This is a genomic window from Runella sp. R0.1_18, from assembly GCF_057652155.1.
Genome location: NZ_JBYFCK010000005.1, coordinates 412,188 through 426,143, shown reverse-complemented (window position 1 = coordinate 426,143; position 13,956 = coordinate 412,188). Strand labels below are relative to the sequence as shown.

The 13,956-nt window shown below is 43.9% G+C and carries 14 protein-coding genes; 5 read left to right on the top strand and 9 right to left on the bottom strand.

What is annotated here, in order from left to right; all coding sequences use genetic code 11:
• Nucleotides 1-15: 15 nt before the first annotated feature.
• The 7 genes from AC23P2_RS12185 to thrC form a co-directional block, all read right to left on the bottom strand.
• Nucleotides 16-912, bottom strand: a complete 897-nt coding sequence (locus AC23P2_RS12185) for an SMP-30/gluconolactonase/LRE family protein (RefSeq protein WP_487773448.1) — start codon at nucleotides 910-912, stop codon at nucleotides 16-18.
• Nucleotides 913-1,038: 126 nt separating this feature from the next.
• Nucleotides 1,039-2,157 carry a redoxin family protein gene (locus tag AC23P2_RS12180; RefSeq protein ID WP_487773447.1) on the bottom strand — a complete coding sequence of 373 codons (1,119 nt, stop codon included), beginning with the start codon at nucleotides 2,155-2,157 and terminating at the stop codon, nucleotides 1,039-1,041.
• A gap of 146 nt (nucleotides 2,158-2,303) precedes the next feature.
• Nucleotides 2,304-3,317 (bottom strand): toast rack family protein, encoded by a 1,014-nt coding sequence (locus AC23P2_RS12175; RefSeq protein WP_487773446.1) that lies wholly within the window; start codon nucleotides 3,315-3,317, stop codon nucleotides 2,304-2,306.
• Nucleotides 3,318-3,329: 12 nt separating this feature from the next.
• On the bottom strand, nucleotides 3,330-3,500 hold the full coding sequence (locus AC23P2_RS12170; protein ID WP_169731813.1) for a LiaI-LiaF-like domain-containing protein: 171 nt from the start codon (nucleotides 3,498-3,500) through the stop codon (nucleotides 3,330-3,332).
• A gap of 57 nt (nucleotides 3,501-3,557) precedes the next feature.
• Nucleotides 3,558-4,142 (bottom strand): PspC domain-containing protein, encoded by a 585-nt coding sequence (locus tag AC23P2_RS12165; RefSeq protein WP_487773445.1) that lies wholly within the window; start codon nucleotides 4,140-4,142, stop codon nucleotides 3,558-3,560.
• Nucleotides 4,143-4,304: 162 nt separating this feature from the next.
• Nucleotides 4,305-4,772, bottom strand: a complete 468-nt coding sequence (locus AC23P2_RS12160; protein ID WP_487773444.1) for a GNAT family N-acetyltransferase — start codon at nucleotides 4,770-4,772, stop codon at nucleotides 4,305-4,307.
• 3 nt (nucleotides 4,773-4,775) lie between these two features.
• Complete coding sequence (gene thrC, locus AC23P2_RS12155; protein ID WP_487773443.1) at nucleotides 4,776-6,077, bottom strand: threonine synthase; 1,302 nt, start codon at nucleotides 6,075-6,077, stop codon at nucleotides 4,776-4,778.
• Between the two features lie 267 nt (nucleotides 6,078-6,344).
• Here thrC and rhaT point away from each other — a divergent pair, with 267 nt between their 5' ends.
• Complete coding sequence (gene rhaT, locus AC23P2_RS12150) at nucleotides 6,345-7,397, top strand: L-rhamnose/proton symporter RhaT (protein WP_487773442.1); 1,053 nt, start codon at nucleotides 6,345-6,347, stop codon at nucleotides 7,395-7,397.
• 71 nt (nucleotides 7,398-7,468) lie between these two features.
• Here the strand turns inward: rhaT and AC23P2_RS12145 are convergent, their stop codons facing one another.
• Together AC23P2_RS12145 and AC23P2_RS12140 are read right to left on the bottom strand one after the other, a co-directional pair.
• Nucleotides 7,469-8,953 carry a M56 family metallopeptidase gene (locus AC23P2_RS12145; RefSeq protein ID WP_487773441.1) on the bottom strand — a complete coding sequence of 495 codons (1,485 nt, stop codon included), beginning with the start codon at nucleotides 8,951-8,953 and terminating at the stop codon, nucleotides 7,469-7,471.
• Nucleotides 8,950-9,321 carry a BlaI/MecI/CopY family transcriptional regulator gene (locus AC23P2_RS12140; RefSeq protein WP_122934013.1) on the bottom strand — a complete coding sequence of 124 codons (372 nt, stop codon included), beginning with the start codon at nucleotides 9,319-9,321 and terminating at the stop codon, nucleotides 8,950-8,952. The genes AC23P2_RS12145 and AC23P2_RS12140 overlap by 4 nt, the downstream gene beginning before the upstream one ends.
• 164 nt (nucleotides 9,322-9,485) lie before the next feature.
• Here AC23P2_RS12140 and AC23P2_RS12135 point away from each other — a divergent pair, with 164 nt between their 5' ends.
• The 4 genes from AC23P2_RS12135 (at nucleotide 9,486) to AC23P2_RS12120 (ending at nucleotide 13,809) form a co-directional block, all read left to right on the top strand.
• Nucleotides 9,486-10,532 carry a PDDEXK nuclease domain-containing protein gene (locus tag AC23P2_RS12135; RefSeq protein WP_487773440.1) on the top strand — a complete coding sequence of 349 codons (1,047 nt, stop codon included), beginning with the start codon at nucleotides 9,486-9,488 and terminating at the stop codon, nucleotides 10,530-10,532.
• A gap of 121 nt (nucleotides 10,533-10,653) precedes the next feature.
• Entirely contained in the window at nucleotides 10,654-11,823 is a 1,170-nt protein-coding gene (locus AC23P2_RS12130; RefSeq protein ID WP_487773439.1) for a DUF6600 domain-containing protein, read from the top strand.
• Between the two features lie 106 nt (nucleotides 11,824-11,929).
• Complete coding sequence (locus tag AC23P2_RS12125) at nucleotides 11,930-13,048, top strand: sensor histidine kinase (protein ID WP_487773438.1); 1,119 nt, start codon at nucleotides 11,930-11,932, stop codon at nucleotides 13,046-13,048.
• Entirely contained in the window at nucleotides 13,045-13,809 is a 765-nt protein-coding gene (locus AC23P2_RS12120) for a LytR/AlgR family response regulator transcription factor (RefSeq protein ID WP_487773437.1), read from the top strand. The genes AC23P2_RS12125 and AC23P2_RS12120 overlap by 4 nt, the downstream gene beginning before the upstream one ends.
• The last annotated feature ends 147 nt before the right edge of the window (nucleotides 13,810-13,956 follow it).

Genomic DNA, 13,956 nt, shown 5'->3' with positions numbered 1-13,956 from the left:
AACGTATTAATGGGGTTATTTCTTTCCTAAAAAAGCTTGCATCATTGTCCACTCTCTACCAGGCGCATCGGCGGTAAAAGTTTCCATACAGCCTCTGTCTTGTAAAGTGATGTAGCAAGTTCGCCCTTTTTTGCCTCCAAAACAAATATTAGACACACTTTTGCCTTTGGTTTTGATGGTCTTAACGATTTTTCCATCGGGTGCGACAACGGCTATTTCACCCTTTCCATGGCGGGTGATGTACAGATTTCCGTTGGCATCACAGCGCATTCCGTCCATGCCTCCGTCGGCAAACTGTATTAACAAACGTTTGTTCGACAAGCTTCCATCCGCACCAATGTCGAAAGCCCAGACGTTACGTTGCACGCTTTCATTGACGTACAATGTCCGTTCGTCAGGACTGACATCAATGCCGTTGGTTGTTCCCATTGAGGGAGCTGCAATTTTGGCTTTTCCCTCGGGCGATACATACCAGACTTGCCCCGTCCCTGCTTTCCAGTTGGGGTCCGAACAAAAAATGTGCCCTTTGCTCGTAATCGCCAAATCATTGGGTTGATTCATGCTTGGTTCGTGACAGTGAACACTCACTTGCTTTGTTGCTAGGTTGACTTTTAGTACATTATGGCCTGTAAAGTCGGCGACATAAAAAGTGTTGGCATTGCCAAAACGTATCCCATTGCCTGTGCTTCCTTTGGGTAAAGTCAAGAAAATCGACGTTTTGTTGCGTTTGGGGATTTGGGCAATGGTGCCATCCATGGCGTAGTTGACGGCATAGACATTGCCTTCACCATCCACCGATGGCCCTTCACAGTTGTTGGTAAACTCATGTTCACGGGTAAAGTCGGAGGTTTGGGCAAGGGCTCCGAGTCCAGATAACGCAGTAAGAATAGTTGAGAGGTACAAATGGCGCATGGTTTCGCTGGTTTTAGAATACTGTAAAGATTAAGGTTTGACTCAAAATAAAAAAACTTTCCAAGTGACGAACACCTGAAAAGTTTTCATGTTTTATTTTTTAGAAGTAGGAAGCGAGAAAATGACTTAGTTATTTACTTTCAATACTTCTTCTAATTTTTTCTCAAGTGCTTCGCCACGAAGGTTTTTGCCAATAATTTTTCCGTCTTTGTCCAACAAAAACGTTGCTGGAATACCGTTTACGCCGTACGTTTGTGCGGCAGCCGATTGCCAATACTTCAAATCAGATACGTGACTTGGCCACAACAAACCATCTTTTTCAATGGCTTTAATCCAAGCGGCTTTGTCTTTATCGAGCGACACGCTAAAAATTTCAAAGCCTTTGTCTTTGAAACGATTGTATGCTTTCACCACATTGGGGTTTTCTTGGCGGCAAGGCCCGCACCACGACGCCCAAAAGTCAATCAAAACCACCTTTCCACGAAGGGATGAAAGGCTAAGGGGTTTGTCGCCTGTTGTATTTAAAGTAATTTCTGGAGCGCTGTCACCAATCTGAATCCCACGCATACGTTTGGCATTGCCGACAAAAATCTGCCCTTGCTTCATGTTAGGGCGCTCTTTCTCAAACTTCTGGGCCAGCTCAAAAATAGTACTCATTTCTACTTCTGGATTGAGGAAATTGGTGGCAAATAAGGCCGAGAGTGATGTACCCATTTGTGGAATCATGGCTTTAACCTTACTCGTGAAATCCTTGCTTTCTGCCTCAAATGCCTGTTGAATTTCGGCTATTTTCTTGCTGTCTTTTTTCTGTTCGGCTTTTGCATACTCATCTTGCCATTTTGCTGATTTTTCTGACATTACCTTGTACATCCCAATCAGCTTTTGGTAATTATCGTTGTTCGCAGAACCTTTCACCAATGCCTCACCCTTTTCAGTACCATCCGCAGTAATCTCAATGTTTTCTCCCCCTTCAATAAGCACAATCAAACGTTGTTTTTGAGCAATATTTACCTGATACACCGTGCCTTCATCGAGTTCTTTACGCTTAAATGTAAAACGCTTGTCGCTACCTACTTTCACCGAGTCTAGCACAACCAACGGCTGAGTTCCAGGGATTTCGAGATATACTTTGTCGTTGGTTTGCAATGTTTTAGCCGTGCCCGATATGGTAAAATCTTTGGGCGTGCTTTGTGCGAAGAGGGTTATGCTTGCCAATAATGCGGAGGCAGTCAGTAGTTGTTTCATTGTTGTGCGAATGTTTGCCAATATTGAACGAAAAAAGGCCGCTTTTGTTGCGTGTGTTACAAAGGTACAAAAAACAAAAATGCTGCCAGTCATTCTGACCAGCAGCATTTTTGTGACTATTTATTTAACAGCGGCACTGTGCCAGCCTAGTAACGGTTCACTTCCAAAGAAGAGATGCCACCCTCATACGAAATTTTGATTTTTTTCTTCGCCGAGTTATAGTTGGACGTGCGATATAAACCACTGCTGATTTTTTCAAAATTGTCGAGGTCTTTTGAGTTGAGCGCCCCGTCGATTTTAAATTCACAACCTACCGATTCGGGGATGTTGATTTCAATGGAGGCTACCCCAGCTTCAATGTCGATTTGGGCGTCGTTTTCTACATTGTCACCAAGTTTGAGGTCAACTTCAGCAGCACCTGCACCTAATTTTACTTTTTTCACCCGATAAGCCGACAAGTCGAAATTTCCTTTTCCAGCACCAAGCCCCAAATCGAAGGTCCAAGTAGGTTTATCGCTCAAACGCATTTCTACGCGGTTGTCCATGTTGTCAAAATCACGAATACGGATTTTCTTGCGACCTGTGCTGTCTTTGCTTTCCATTTCAAAGTCCACCACGCTTGTTTTGGCGCTCTCGTTTCGTTTTGCGGTCATGATGTAGTTGCCAAACTCCGTTTCAGCATCCGCTTCTACCAGTTGAGAGGTAGTGCCTTCAATGGTAAACTCACCTGCGCCAGCGCCAAATTTTAAAGTTGCATCGGCAATATTTTCGGTAAATGGCTCCGAAAAGTGGGTTTTCCCATCTTTTGAATAAGTCTCAGAGCGGTCTTCATAATCACTGCGTTGCTGATGGTCGTCATCATCGTCGTCAGAATCGTCGATGTTGAACTCAAAACCACGGTCGTCCCAGTCGTTAAACTTTTTATTGGCACCATTAATGATGGCTGAAGGAATCGCTAAGGCAACCAAAATGGCGGTTACTACCCCAGACCAAGATTGTTTGAGTAACAAAACCCCTCCTGCCAATATCAATAAAACAGGCCAAAAGCGAAGCGTAAAGCCCCAGTCAATGTGGAACCAACCGAGGGTTTTGGCCAAAAGCACCAACCCAAAGGCCAGAAGTATAGAACCCCAGACGAGGGTATTAGAGGATTGTTTCATGGCGAAGTGGGGTTAAGAAAGATTTTTGATTTTATCTTTAAAAATGAGCAACGCTCCTCCGACAATCAACACAACAGGTAAAAAATAACGCTCGAAATCAAACCAATCAAACAACTCACGCATGAGCAAGAGGCCGCCGATTAATACGAGGATAATTCCCCAGAAAGTGCTTCGATAATTCATGGCAATCAAGATTTAAAGGTGTAAAGAAGTAAACTTTTTTTAGTGAGTAATGCTGTATTAGGCTTTGGGCTCGTCGGGGCTTTTGTCCTCTTTGGGTTCATCAGATGATGGCGCCGTCGATTCGGTAGATGCAGGAGGCTGCCACGAAGAGATAGGGGCCGAGTCGGTCCACGAGGGGGTAGCACGGTCGCTATCCACCGATGACGTTGGCGTTCCGCTTTGGGAGTTATTGTGTCTCAAAATCAAAAACAAACCAATGCCAATCAAAATAGCCGCTGGAATGTACTTTTGTAGGTGCATCCAGTAGAAAAGACGGTCGAAAAGCATAAATCCGCCAATCAAAAGTAAACCGTATCCTACGATTTCTATTCCACGATTACTGGTTTTCTTTGGCGCCATATCGTCGGGATACTGCCAACTATTCTCCAACCCAGCGGCGGGATTAGAAGGGCTGCCTACTGGCAATGCTACCCACAGAATAATGTATAATAATACGATAGGGAATCCTTTCGCAAAAATCATTAAAACGATCAGGATAACACGCATCAAGGCTTTGTCCATTCCGAAATAATCGGCAAGACCAGCAGCGACACCGCCTAAAACGGCTTCACTTTGTATTCGACGTAAGGGCTTAGTGTTCATGGCTATGGTTGATTTATAAGTGATTGTTAAAAGTTGGTTTGTATGCCGTGGGGCTTTATTGTTGATTCAAAGGTACTATGCAATGCAAGGTAATAAAATATTTTTTACGACCAACGGTTAAAGGAGAAAATGAATGGAGAATTTTGGGGATGAGGTGGAAGTCTAGGAAAGGAGATTTTTCTCAAAATAGACCACATCCGCCTCTGGATTGAAATTATAAGGAGAGATTGGCTGAAAGCCGTAGGAGGTATATAGTTTTACGGCGGCTTCCAAGCGTTGGAGGCTGTCTAAACGCATGGTATGGTAGCCCAACGATTGAGCGGTTTGGAGCGCCACGTCCATCAATTCCCGCCCCCAGCGCTTACCTCGGTAGATAGGGCGGATATACATTCGTTTTAATTCACAAATGCCTTCATCTAGTTTTCGCAAGGCGGCACAGCCTACAAAACTGCTGTCTTCTTCCAACAACCACAACTCGCCCACGGGTGGGCCGTACATGATCGGAAGGATTTGAAGTTCGTTGTCGAACTTCTGAAACTGCAAATCAATGCCAAGGCTGGTGGCGTACTCTTTGAAGAGTTCGACCGCCTCAAGGTAGTGTTCAGAAGTTCGAGCAACGATGATGTTCATATTTTATCCCAACAAATAGGCTTTGAAATCGGCAAACTGTTTGGTCATTGGGGTTGCTACTTTTTCTTTGCTGAGCAAATCAGACAAACGCGTAGGAATTTCGACATCGCCAGTGCCCAACGCTTCTTCAACGACGTTTAAGAATTTGGCATAATGCGCCGTTGATAAAAATACCCCCGCTACTTCTTTTTGGGTTAGGTTAGTGTACTCTTTTAAACCTAAATAAGCTACGGCCGTATGTGGGCACATCAAATAGCCTGTGCGGTCATATACTTCGCGCATGGCGGCTTTGGTTTGGTCATCATTAAACCAAAAACCCGAAATGTCTTGTTTTACTTTGGCCCATTCATCACCAAAAAAGCGCGTCATCCGCACAAAATTGCTTGGATTACCGACGTCCATGGCGTTGGAAATGGTTTCAACCGACGGTACAGGTGCATAATTCCCATTCGACAAATAGTTAGGAACGACGTTGTTACGGTTGGTGGTGGCAATAAAATGCGCTACGGGTAAACCCATTCGATACGCCAAAAGTCCAGCGCTCAAGTTGCCAAAGTTTCCGCTAGGCACCGAAAATACCACAGGCAAACCTAATTGTTTTACTTGGGCATACGCTCTAAAATAATAGAACGACTGCGGAATAAGGCGTGAAATATTGATAGAATTGGCTGAAGCTAGGTTGTACTTTTTATTGAGCTCGTCGTCCAAAAACGCTTGTTTTACCAACGCCTGACAGTCATCAAATGTCCCGTCCACTTCCAGGGCGGTTACGTTTCCGCCCAAGGTGGTCAATTGTTTTTCTTGAATATCGCTGACTTTTCCGCTGGGGTATAAAATCGTTACGTTGATGCCTGGCACATTGTGAAATCCTTGGGCCACTGCGCCCCCTGTATCTCCCGAAGTAGCCACCAAAATGCGTATTTCTTGTTGCGAACGTACCAAAAAATAAGACATCAATGACGCCATAAAGCGCGCCCCAAAATCCTTGAAAGCCATTGAAGGCCCGTGAAAAAGCTCTAAACAATACGTTTTTTCTTCAATAGGGACAACTGGCGCATCGAAATCAAAGGCCCGCTCCACAATACGCAGAATATCGGCTTCGGGGATGTCGTCGCTCAAAAGTGTTTTTGAAACCTCAAACGCAATTTCGTTGAACGAACGTTGCTCGATATTCGCTAAAAAATCAGGTGAAATACTGGGAATATGTTCGGGCATATACAACCCATTGTCGGCAGGAAGGCTACGAAAAACAGCTTCTTCTAAGGAGGCTTTGAGCTGTGTATTTTTGGTACTGTATAAAATCATTGGAAGGTGGTACGCGATGCGTGTTAATTTTTTACAAAATTGAGAATCCAAAATTACGCCGCTCATCCCCCTCATGCAAGAACTTCCTCATTTTTGCGTTTCGATGCACTCCAAAAAAGCTACAATACATGGTGCGTAAAACGGAGTAAAAAAAATCTTTTTACATGACAGTCAAGGACAGTTGAGGGTATGCAGCTATCTAAGTTTGTACAATTTGTTGTATTAATACAATTTTCAACTCTTTACTAACTCAAAAACCGTTTTCTCATGGAGTCTATTTTAGGCGTTATTTTTCACTCAATAGGGGGATTTGCCTCGGGTAGTTTTTATATGCCCTACAAAAAAGTAAAAGGATGGTCTTGGGAAAGTTATTGGATTATCGGGGGGCTATTCTCGTGGCTCATTATGCCGCCTCTGGCCGCTTGGTTGACCATTCCAGGTTTTTCCGAAATCATCAAAGCTACCTCCTCTGATGTTATTAAACTGACCATTTTCTTTGGACTTTTATGGGGAATCGGTGGACTTACGTATGGGTTAGGAGTTCGCTATTTGGGGATGTCGCTTGGCAACTCCGTTACTTTAGGATTCTGTTCGGCGTTTGGGTCATTGCTTCCTGCTATTTTCTACGCAGTTTATCCAACCGAAGGAAAAGTATCAATCATTGACATGATTAATTCGCGTAGTGGCCAAGTGGTGTTGCTGGGAATTGCGGTGTGCTTGCTTGGTATTTTTATTTGTGGAAAAGCAGGAATGATGAAAGAAAACGAACTTTCTACCGAAGAAAAACAAAAAAGTGTGGCGGAATTTAACGTGGGTAAAGGGCTAGTGGTGGCCATTATTTCGGGAACGTTGAGCGCGTGCTTTAATTTTGGTATCGAAGCTGGAAAACCCATGGCTGACGCCGCCGTCGCATCGGGGATGAATCCACTTTACCAAAACAACGTGATTTATGTGGTGTTACTCTGGGGCGGACTGACGACCAATTTTATTTGGTGTATGATTCTTAACAGCCGCAACAAATCGTTTGGCGACTACCTCAATCCCACCACGCCCCTCGTCAAAAACTATGTATTCTCAGCACTCGCGGGAACTACCTGGTTTTTGCAATTTTTCTTCTACGGAATGGGGGAAAGTAAACTGGGCAATGGGGCTAGTTCGTGGATTCTCCACATGGCAACCATCATCCTAACGGCTAACTTATGGGGATTGTATTTTAAGGAGTGGAAAGCCGTTTCTCCTCGTACCTTCCGCACGATTGTGCTAGGGATTCTCACCATGCTCGTTTCGGTGGTCATTGTGGGGATTGGAAATAGCTTGTAATGCTCGTTTTTATAAAAAAAGTGGCTGTCTCCAACCTAAGGGACAGCCACTTTTTGTTTGAATAGTTATGTTTATTTGCCTTTCTCCGCATTTTCTTTCTTCCATTTTTCCATGTTAAAACCCAAGTAGTAACGTTTATCTGCCAGCTTTTCGGCTCGGTATTTTTCATAGTAGGCCGTGGTCTCTAAATCCAGCTGAAACTTGTATTTATAACCAATGGTGGCTTGGGCGTTTTTGTAAAGGCGACTGATAAATACTTGCGAGAAATCAGACGCTTTGTAGTTGTCCAACACCGAATTAGGTACTTTTTTGCCATCAAGCCAGAGCCCATAAATTTTTGGATTTTTGTAGGATTCAAACTCTTTTTCCGTAGGCGTAATTCTTGGCAATGGTTTTAAAGGTGGATTCATGGCGTACTGCTGCTGTAACTGCTGGGCTTCACTCATCGACTTAAAAAGCACTTCCAAACGGGCACGGTCGGTTTCGTTAGGGAGGTCTAATCGGCTCCATTCTTTGCCGTTGTGTACCCCTTTTGTAAGGTATTTGTTGACCAGTTTTTGATATTCGGCAATCGCTTCGGGAGAGGCTCCATCGGGGTTAGAGATGGCTTTGGCGCCAGAAGTAGGTTGAATAGTTGGAGGGGCAGGTGTTTGCGCCCAACTAAGGTCAGCAAAAGCAATGCCTACGCCCAAGATGGTGACAAAGGCAGCAGCTTGAAGACCAAATGCGCGGAGAGGGGTTGTGTTTTTTTGCATCATGGCGAAACGGGTTTTGGTGATTTTATAATTAAATGAACTCGATAAGGCAAGGTGCGTGTGGTGACAAAGGCGGTGGAGCAGCAAGTATTGGTAAACGGGCGGATTGGGATGGGCGCGAAGTACCCATTCGTCGGCCAAAAACTCGTGGTTGAGCGCAATCGCTTGGCGGTAATACCACACTGCGGGATTGAACCAGCCGATGATTTTGAAGAACTCACTCCAAAGAATATCGAAAGTGTGTTTCTGACGAATGTGCGCCTCTTCGTGTTGCCAAATTTCGGGTTCAATGCTGCCTTGGTGATACTCGGTCTCATTGACAAAAACGTAATTCCAAAAACTATACGGCGTAATTTCTTGGGGGAGAAGAACAATCTGCAACTTGCCTTGACGAACAATTGGATGCTGTACGATGCTCTTTCGCATAAGCCAAAGATTTTGAACAAAACGTACTAGCAATAAGCTGGCTACCAGCAGATACAATCCACCAATGAGCTGTTCCAAAGTAGGAAAAATAGCGGTTGTTTTTTCAACCGTCTGCGGCACAAAAGGGGGAGTTGGTGCGGCTTTTGGGGCAAGGTTGGGCGAAATAATGGCTGTTTCATGGCTGAGGTAGGTAGGCGCGGGCGCGACCGTAGAAGGAAGTTGAATAGGGACGAAGGGCACAAGGGCAGCGAAAGCCAGCCCAAACACCAAGAAAAAGCGACTAAAGACATAGACTTTTTCTTTGCGCAGCAAAAAATGATAAACCATCAGCAACACGGCCGATACAACGGTGAATTTGAGCACGTAGAGTATCATTGTTGTTTGTTTTTGATTTGTTGTTCAATCACACTTTTTAAGTCTTCTAACTCGGTTTCGGAGAGGTCGGTGGCTGTGGTAAAAAAGGAGGCAAACTGAGAGGCAGAGTTGCCAAAAAATTGCTGAATCAATCCCTTGACGTGCTTCCCAAAATAATCCTCTTTGGTGACAAGGGCATGGTATTGTCGAGAATTTCCAAAGGTTTCGTAGCCCACAAAGCCTTTGTCTTGCATCCGTTTGAGCAAAGTGGCAACGGTGGTAGCGGCGGGTTTGGGGTCGGGATGAGCCTCAATCAGGTCTTTCATGAAAATGGGGCCTTGTCGCCAGAGGTATTCCATGAGTTGTTCTTCGGCTTTAGAAAGTTGCATATTCTATGGATGTGTATTATATTCTACAAATGTAGAATATAAAAACTAAACTGTCAACTAAATTTTTTAATTTTTTTGGATAGAGAGAGAAAAAATAGTTACTTGGTAGGCTAAAAAGGTGCGATTATTGTCCGATAGGATGCTAAAGAAAGAAAACAATTAAAATGACGAATATAGATAACGATCAGTTTCAATTTATTGCTGAAATCAAGCAAAAAGTAAGGCAGGCTCAATATGCCGCCCTAAAAGCCGTGAATACAGAGCTTATTAATTTATATTGGGAGTTAGGAAAGGCTATTTCAGAAAAACAAAGCATTGGGTGGGGAAAAGCTATCGTGCCTACACTATCAAAAGAACTACAACGTGAATTTCCCGAAATGACGGGGTTTTCTACAACTAACTTGTGGTATATGGTACAGTTTTACACGGAGTACAGGACAGATGAAAATCTCCAACCATTGGTTGGAGAAATCAGTTGGAGCAAGCATCTAATCATTTTATCGAAGTGCAAAGACTCACAGGAACGTTTGTTTTACACAATAGCTACTAAAAAATATGGCTGGACAAAAGGGTTACTTATCCATCAAGTAGAGAACAAAACATATCAAAAATATTTGCTTAATCAAACCAATTTTGAAGAGGTTTTGCCCGATAAAATAAAAAATCAAGCATATTTAGCTGTAAAAGACCAATATAACTTTGGCTTTTTGGAGATGGAGAACCAACACAGCGAGTATGAGCTAGAACAAGCAATTATTAGGAATATCAAAGAGTTTTTGCTTGAAATGGGTCCTGATTTCAGTTTTATGGGAAACCAATATAAAATCTATGTAGGCGATAGAGAATTTAAGATAGATTTATTGCTTTTTCATCGTAAACTACAATCGTTGATTGCGATTGAACTTAAAATTGGAGAGTTTGAACCTGAATACAAAGGAAAGATGGAGTTCTACCTCTCTGTTTTGAATGACACAGTAAAATTACCGCACGAAAATCCAGCTATTGGAATTATTATATGTAAAGGAAAAGATAGAATGGTTGTTGAGTATTCGCTAAAAACAGCTATACTGCCTATTGGAGTAGCTACTTATACAACTACTAAAAAGTTGCCCGAAAGTTATAAAGCTTTGCTGCCTGTAACCCAAGAAATTACGCAGAAACTTTTAGAGTGGTCAAACAAATCACAGGAAGAAAATGGAACTAGCTTATGAAATATTCCCCTCCCGTTACATTTTGCTTAATGATTGTTAACAGACTTGCCTATTGAAATGAAATGCAGTACCTTTTCGTTATCATTACAAAAGCAACAGCTTCCTTTAACAATTGAAAACAATGATGACTTTCAATAACTTCCGCGCTCTGTTTTTGGCTTTGGGTATTGCCGTGACGCTCTTTGCTTCACAAACAAGCTGGGCCCAAAACTACGACTACGAGCCTTCGTACGATGAGTTTTACGATGAGCTTTCTCCTTATGGCGACTGGATGGACTATCCGTCTTACGGACGGGTATGGCGCCCCCGCGTGGAGCCTGATTTTCAGCCCTACGGTACCAATGGCCGTTGGGAAATGACCGAATATGGCAATACTTGGGTGTCGGATTATCCGTGGGGATGGGCACCGTTTCACTACGGACGCTGGACGTTTGATAGCTACTATGGCTGGGTATGGATTCCTGGTTATGAATGGGGGCCTGCTTGGGTAACTTGGCGCTCGGGTGGTGGCTACTACGGTTGGGCACCGTTGGGGCCAGGAATGGGGCTGGACATCAATATTAACATCAACATCCCGTATAACTACTGGGTGTTTGTTCCCGACATTTACATTCGTAGCCCGCGTGTATATAGCTACTGTGTGCCACGAAACCGTATTTCAGGTTTGTGGGGTGGAACATCCTATCTCAACAACTATTACCGCTACAACAACCGTTCGTACGCGTTTGGTCCTCACCGCCACGATTTAGAACGTATCACTCGCAACCGTGTGTATGTTTATCGCGCCGATGATTTGTACCGCAATTACCGCCGCAACGATTATAACCGTAACGACCGTTATTCACAAAATAACCGCTCGTACCCCCAACGTCAATATGACAATCGTATGGGTCAAAATAACCCGCGCTACAATGATCGCTCACAAAATAGCCCTCGCTATGACGACCGTAACTCGCAAGGACAACGGAACGATAGTCGTAGAGATGAGGGGCGGTACCAACAACCACAACCTCGTTACGAACCACCGCAAAATGCGCCTCAGGAGCGTGGCGGAGGCTACCAACCACAACCGCGCGGTGGTGCTGAGCGTACTTGGCAGGGTGGGGGAGAAAGAGAAAGAGACAGTAGCCCGCAGCGCCGAAGCGAAGGACAAAGTCCTAGCCGTTCGACAGAACGGAGCGAAACGCCTCGCAATGACCGTGGAGGATGGCAAGGGCGCGGCTCAACCCAGTCGTCGCCTTCGGGAGAGCACCAAGGTGAACGAGGAGGAGGGAGAAGAATAAGAGATTGAGTAGATAAGGCATTCACAACTTGATATGAGTCATTCGACGGGCTGAAATGGACATTCAGCCCGTTTTTGTTGCCTTATTATGAGCTAATTCTTTATTTTTACTTTGATGAATCTAGCTCCTTCTGACTTTCTCAGCAAACGCCAACAACTCCAACTCGCTTGGAGTGTGGTGATTGTTTATTTACCAATTCGGATATATATCAACATTCACGACCTTAGCCAAGTCCCTATTTTACAACGCTTACCGCTCTGGATGATGGAAGTGACCGTGAATGTGCTGTTTTTCTTTTTGTGGATTAACGTCATTGAGTGGGTGCAGCAGCGGCTTTTTGGCTGGTTTGGGAGGGGTTTTCTGATGGAATTTAAAATCCCTGCTCAGTTGGTGATGTTTTCGATGGCTACTGTGTTAGCGATTATGTTCAATATCGGCTTTGGAAGTTTATGGAGTTTTGCCGAAGATTCGCTCGAACAACGTTTTGGCTTGGCTCCAAATCACTCGCCCGAAAACAGCGCCGCACACCATTTTACGAAAAAACAAAAGAAAAAAGCCAACATGGGTCTGACCATCTTGGCCATGTTATCTGCTTTTTATTTAGCCTCTAACCGACGAGCGTATCGGCAGCTCGAAAACGTACAGTTGAAAGCCGAGCGCTTAGAAAAAGAAAATATAAAAGCCCAATTCAATGCCCTGAAAAACCAGGTAAGCCCTCATTTTTTGTTCAATAACTTCAGTATTTTGTCTTCTTTGGTAGAAATTGACAGTGAATTGGCAGGGAAGTTTTTGCAGCAGTTGTCAAAGGCTTATCGGTATATTTTAGAACAAAGTGACAACGAACGGATTAGCCTTAAAGTAGAACTTGAGTTTATCGAAACGTATTTGTTTTTGTTAAAAATGCGTTTTGATGAAAAACTGAATGTGAAAATTGACATTCCTGAATCAGTCGCGAATCGGTATTTGATTGCCCCGCTGACGCTTCAGTTGCTGGTTGAAAACGCCGTCAAACACAATCGAATGTCGGCTGAAGAGCCGCTGCTGGTCTCTATTCACTGCGACGAGACGTATTTGAGTGTGGTTAATCCGATTCAGCCCCGTTCCCAAAGCGAACCTTCGACGGGATTAGGGTTGAACAATATCGTCAATCGTTATAAATTACTAACCTCAAGTCCCGTTTCTATCACCCAAAAAGACGGGCTGTTTCGGGCCACCATACCATTGCTTACATGAACGTATTAATTATTGAAGATGAAAAACTGACGGCCCAGCGGTTGGCACATTTGCTGCATCGTTACGATCCCGAAATTCGGGTGTTAGCGCAAATTCCCTCGGTGAAAAATGCGATTAATTGGTTCGAAAACCCCCAACATCCCAAGCCCGACTTGTTGTTTCTGGACATCCACCTAGAAGACGATTTAGGATTTCGGATTATCGAAAAACTTCAGCTGACGATTCCCGTCATTTTTACCACTGCTTACCACGAATATACCTTGCGGGCTTTTAAAGCCAATAGTATTGATTATTTGTTAAAACCCATTGATTTTGAGGAGCTAAAAGCAGCAATTAGTAAATTTAAACTGCTGCGACAACCGCTTGTTCCTGAAGTAAATCTCAATGCAATGCTCCAACTTTTTGGACAAAACCAAATGGCTTACAAAGATCGTTTTATGGTAACGGTGGGAGCAAAATTAAGGAGTGTCCAAACGAGCGAAATCGCTTATTTTTCGTTTGAAGACCGAGCTACGATTCTTACCACGCATGACAATCTTCGCCTCAGCGTCGATTACAGCCTCGACAAACTTACGCAGTTGCTCAATCCGCGTGATTTTTTTCGGGTCAATCGCTCACTACTCGTTTCTTTGTCGGCGATTCAAGTTGCCCATGCGTATTCGGGCGGTAAAATAAAGCTAGAATTGGCTCCTACTTTTAAACAAGAAGTTTTTGTGAGTGGCGACCGCATTGCTGATTTTAAGGAATGGTTGGGCAAATAAACTAAAACCGCTTTCAGCGCCTGAGATGCCTATTTAAGCACCCAAAACGGGCATTGGTGCTTTTTTATTTTTTCTGTTGCGCTCTCCGTTCTATTTTTAGGCAGCCCCCTCTAAATCGCTCCCGATAGGGGAGACTTTACTTCCAGA

Bases quoted from the DNA above. Each gene is read 5' to 3' on its own strand.
- AC23P2_RS12185 (WP_487773448.1), bottom strand. From the start codon at position 912: ATGCGCCATTTGTACCTCTCAACTATTCTTACTGCGTTATCTGGACTC.
- AC23P2_RS12180 (WP_487773447.1), bottom strand. From the start codon at position 2,157: ATGAAACAACTACTGACTGCCTCCGCATTATTGGCAAGCATAACCCTC.
- AC23P2_RS12175 (WP_487773446.1), bottom strand. From the start codon at position 3,317: ATGAAACAATCCTCTAATACCCTCGTCTGGGGTTCTATACTTCTGGCC.
- AC23P2_RS12170 (WP_169731813.1), bottom strand. From the start codon at position 3,500: ATGAATTATCGAAGCACTTTCTGGGGAATTATCCTCGTATTAATCGGC.
- AC23P2_RS12165 (WP_487773445.1), bottom strand. From the start codon at position 4,142: ATGAACACTAAGCCCTTACGTCGAATACAAAGTGAAGCCGTTTTAGGC.
- AC23P2_RS12160 (WP_487773444.1), bottom strand. From the start codon at position 4,772: ATGAACATCATCGTTGCTCGAACTTCTGAACACTACCTTGAGGCGGTC.
- thrC (WP_487773443.1), bottom strand. From the start codon at position 6,077: ATGATTTTATACAGTACCAAAAATACACAGCTCAAAGCCTCCTTAGAA.
- rhaT (WP_487773442.1), top strand. From the start codon at position 6,345: ATGGAGTCTATTTTAGGCGTTATTTTTCACTCAATAGGGGGATTTGCC.
- AC23P2_RS12145 (WP_487773441.1), bottom strand. From the start codon at position 8,953: ATGATACTCTACGTGCTCAAATTCACCGTTGTATCGGCCGTGTTGCTG.
- AC23P2_RS12140 (WP_122934013.1), bottom strand. From the start codon at position 9,321: ATGCAACTTTCTAAAGCCGAAGAACAACTCATGGAATACCTCTGGCGA.
- AC23P2_RS12135 (WP_487773440.1), top strand. From the start codon at position 9,486: ATGACGAATATAGATAACGATCAGTTTCAATTTATTGCTGAAATCAAG.
- AC23P2_RS12130 (WP_487773439.1), top strand. From the start codon at position 10,654: ATGATGACTTTCAATAACTTCCGCGCTCTGTTTTTGGCTTTGGGTATT.
- AC23P2_RS12125 (WP_487773438.1), top strand. From the start codon at position 11,930: ATGAATCTAGCTCCTTCTGACTTTCTCAGCAAACGCCAACAACTCCAA.
- AC23P2_RS12120 (WP_487773437.1), top strand. From the start codon at position 13,045: ATGAACGTATTAATTATTGAAGATGAAAAACTGACGGCCCAGCGGTTG.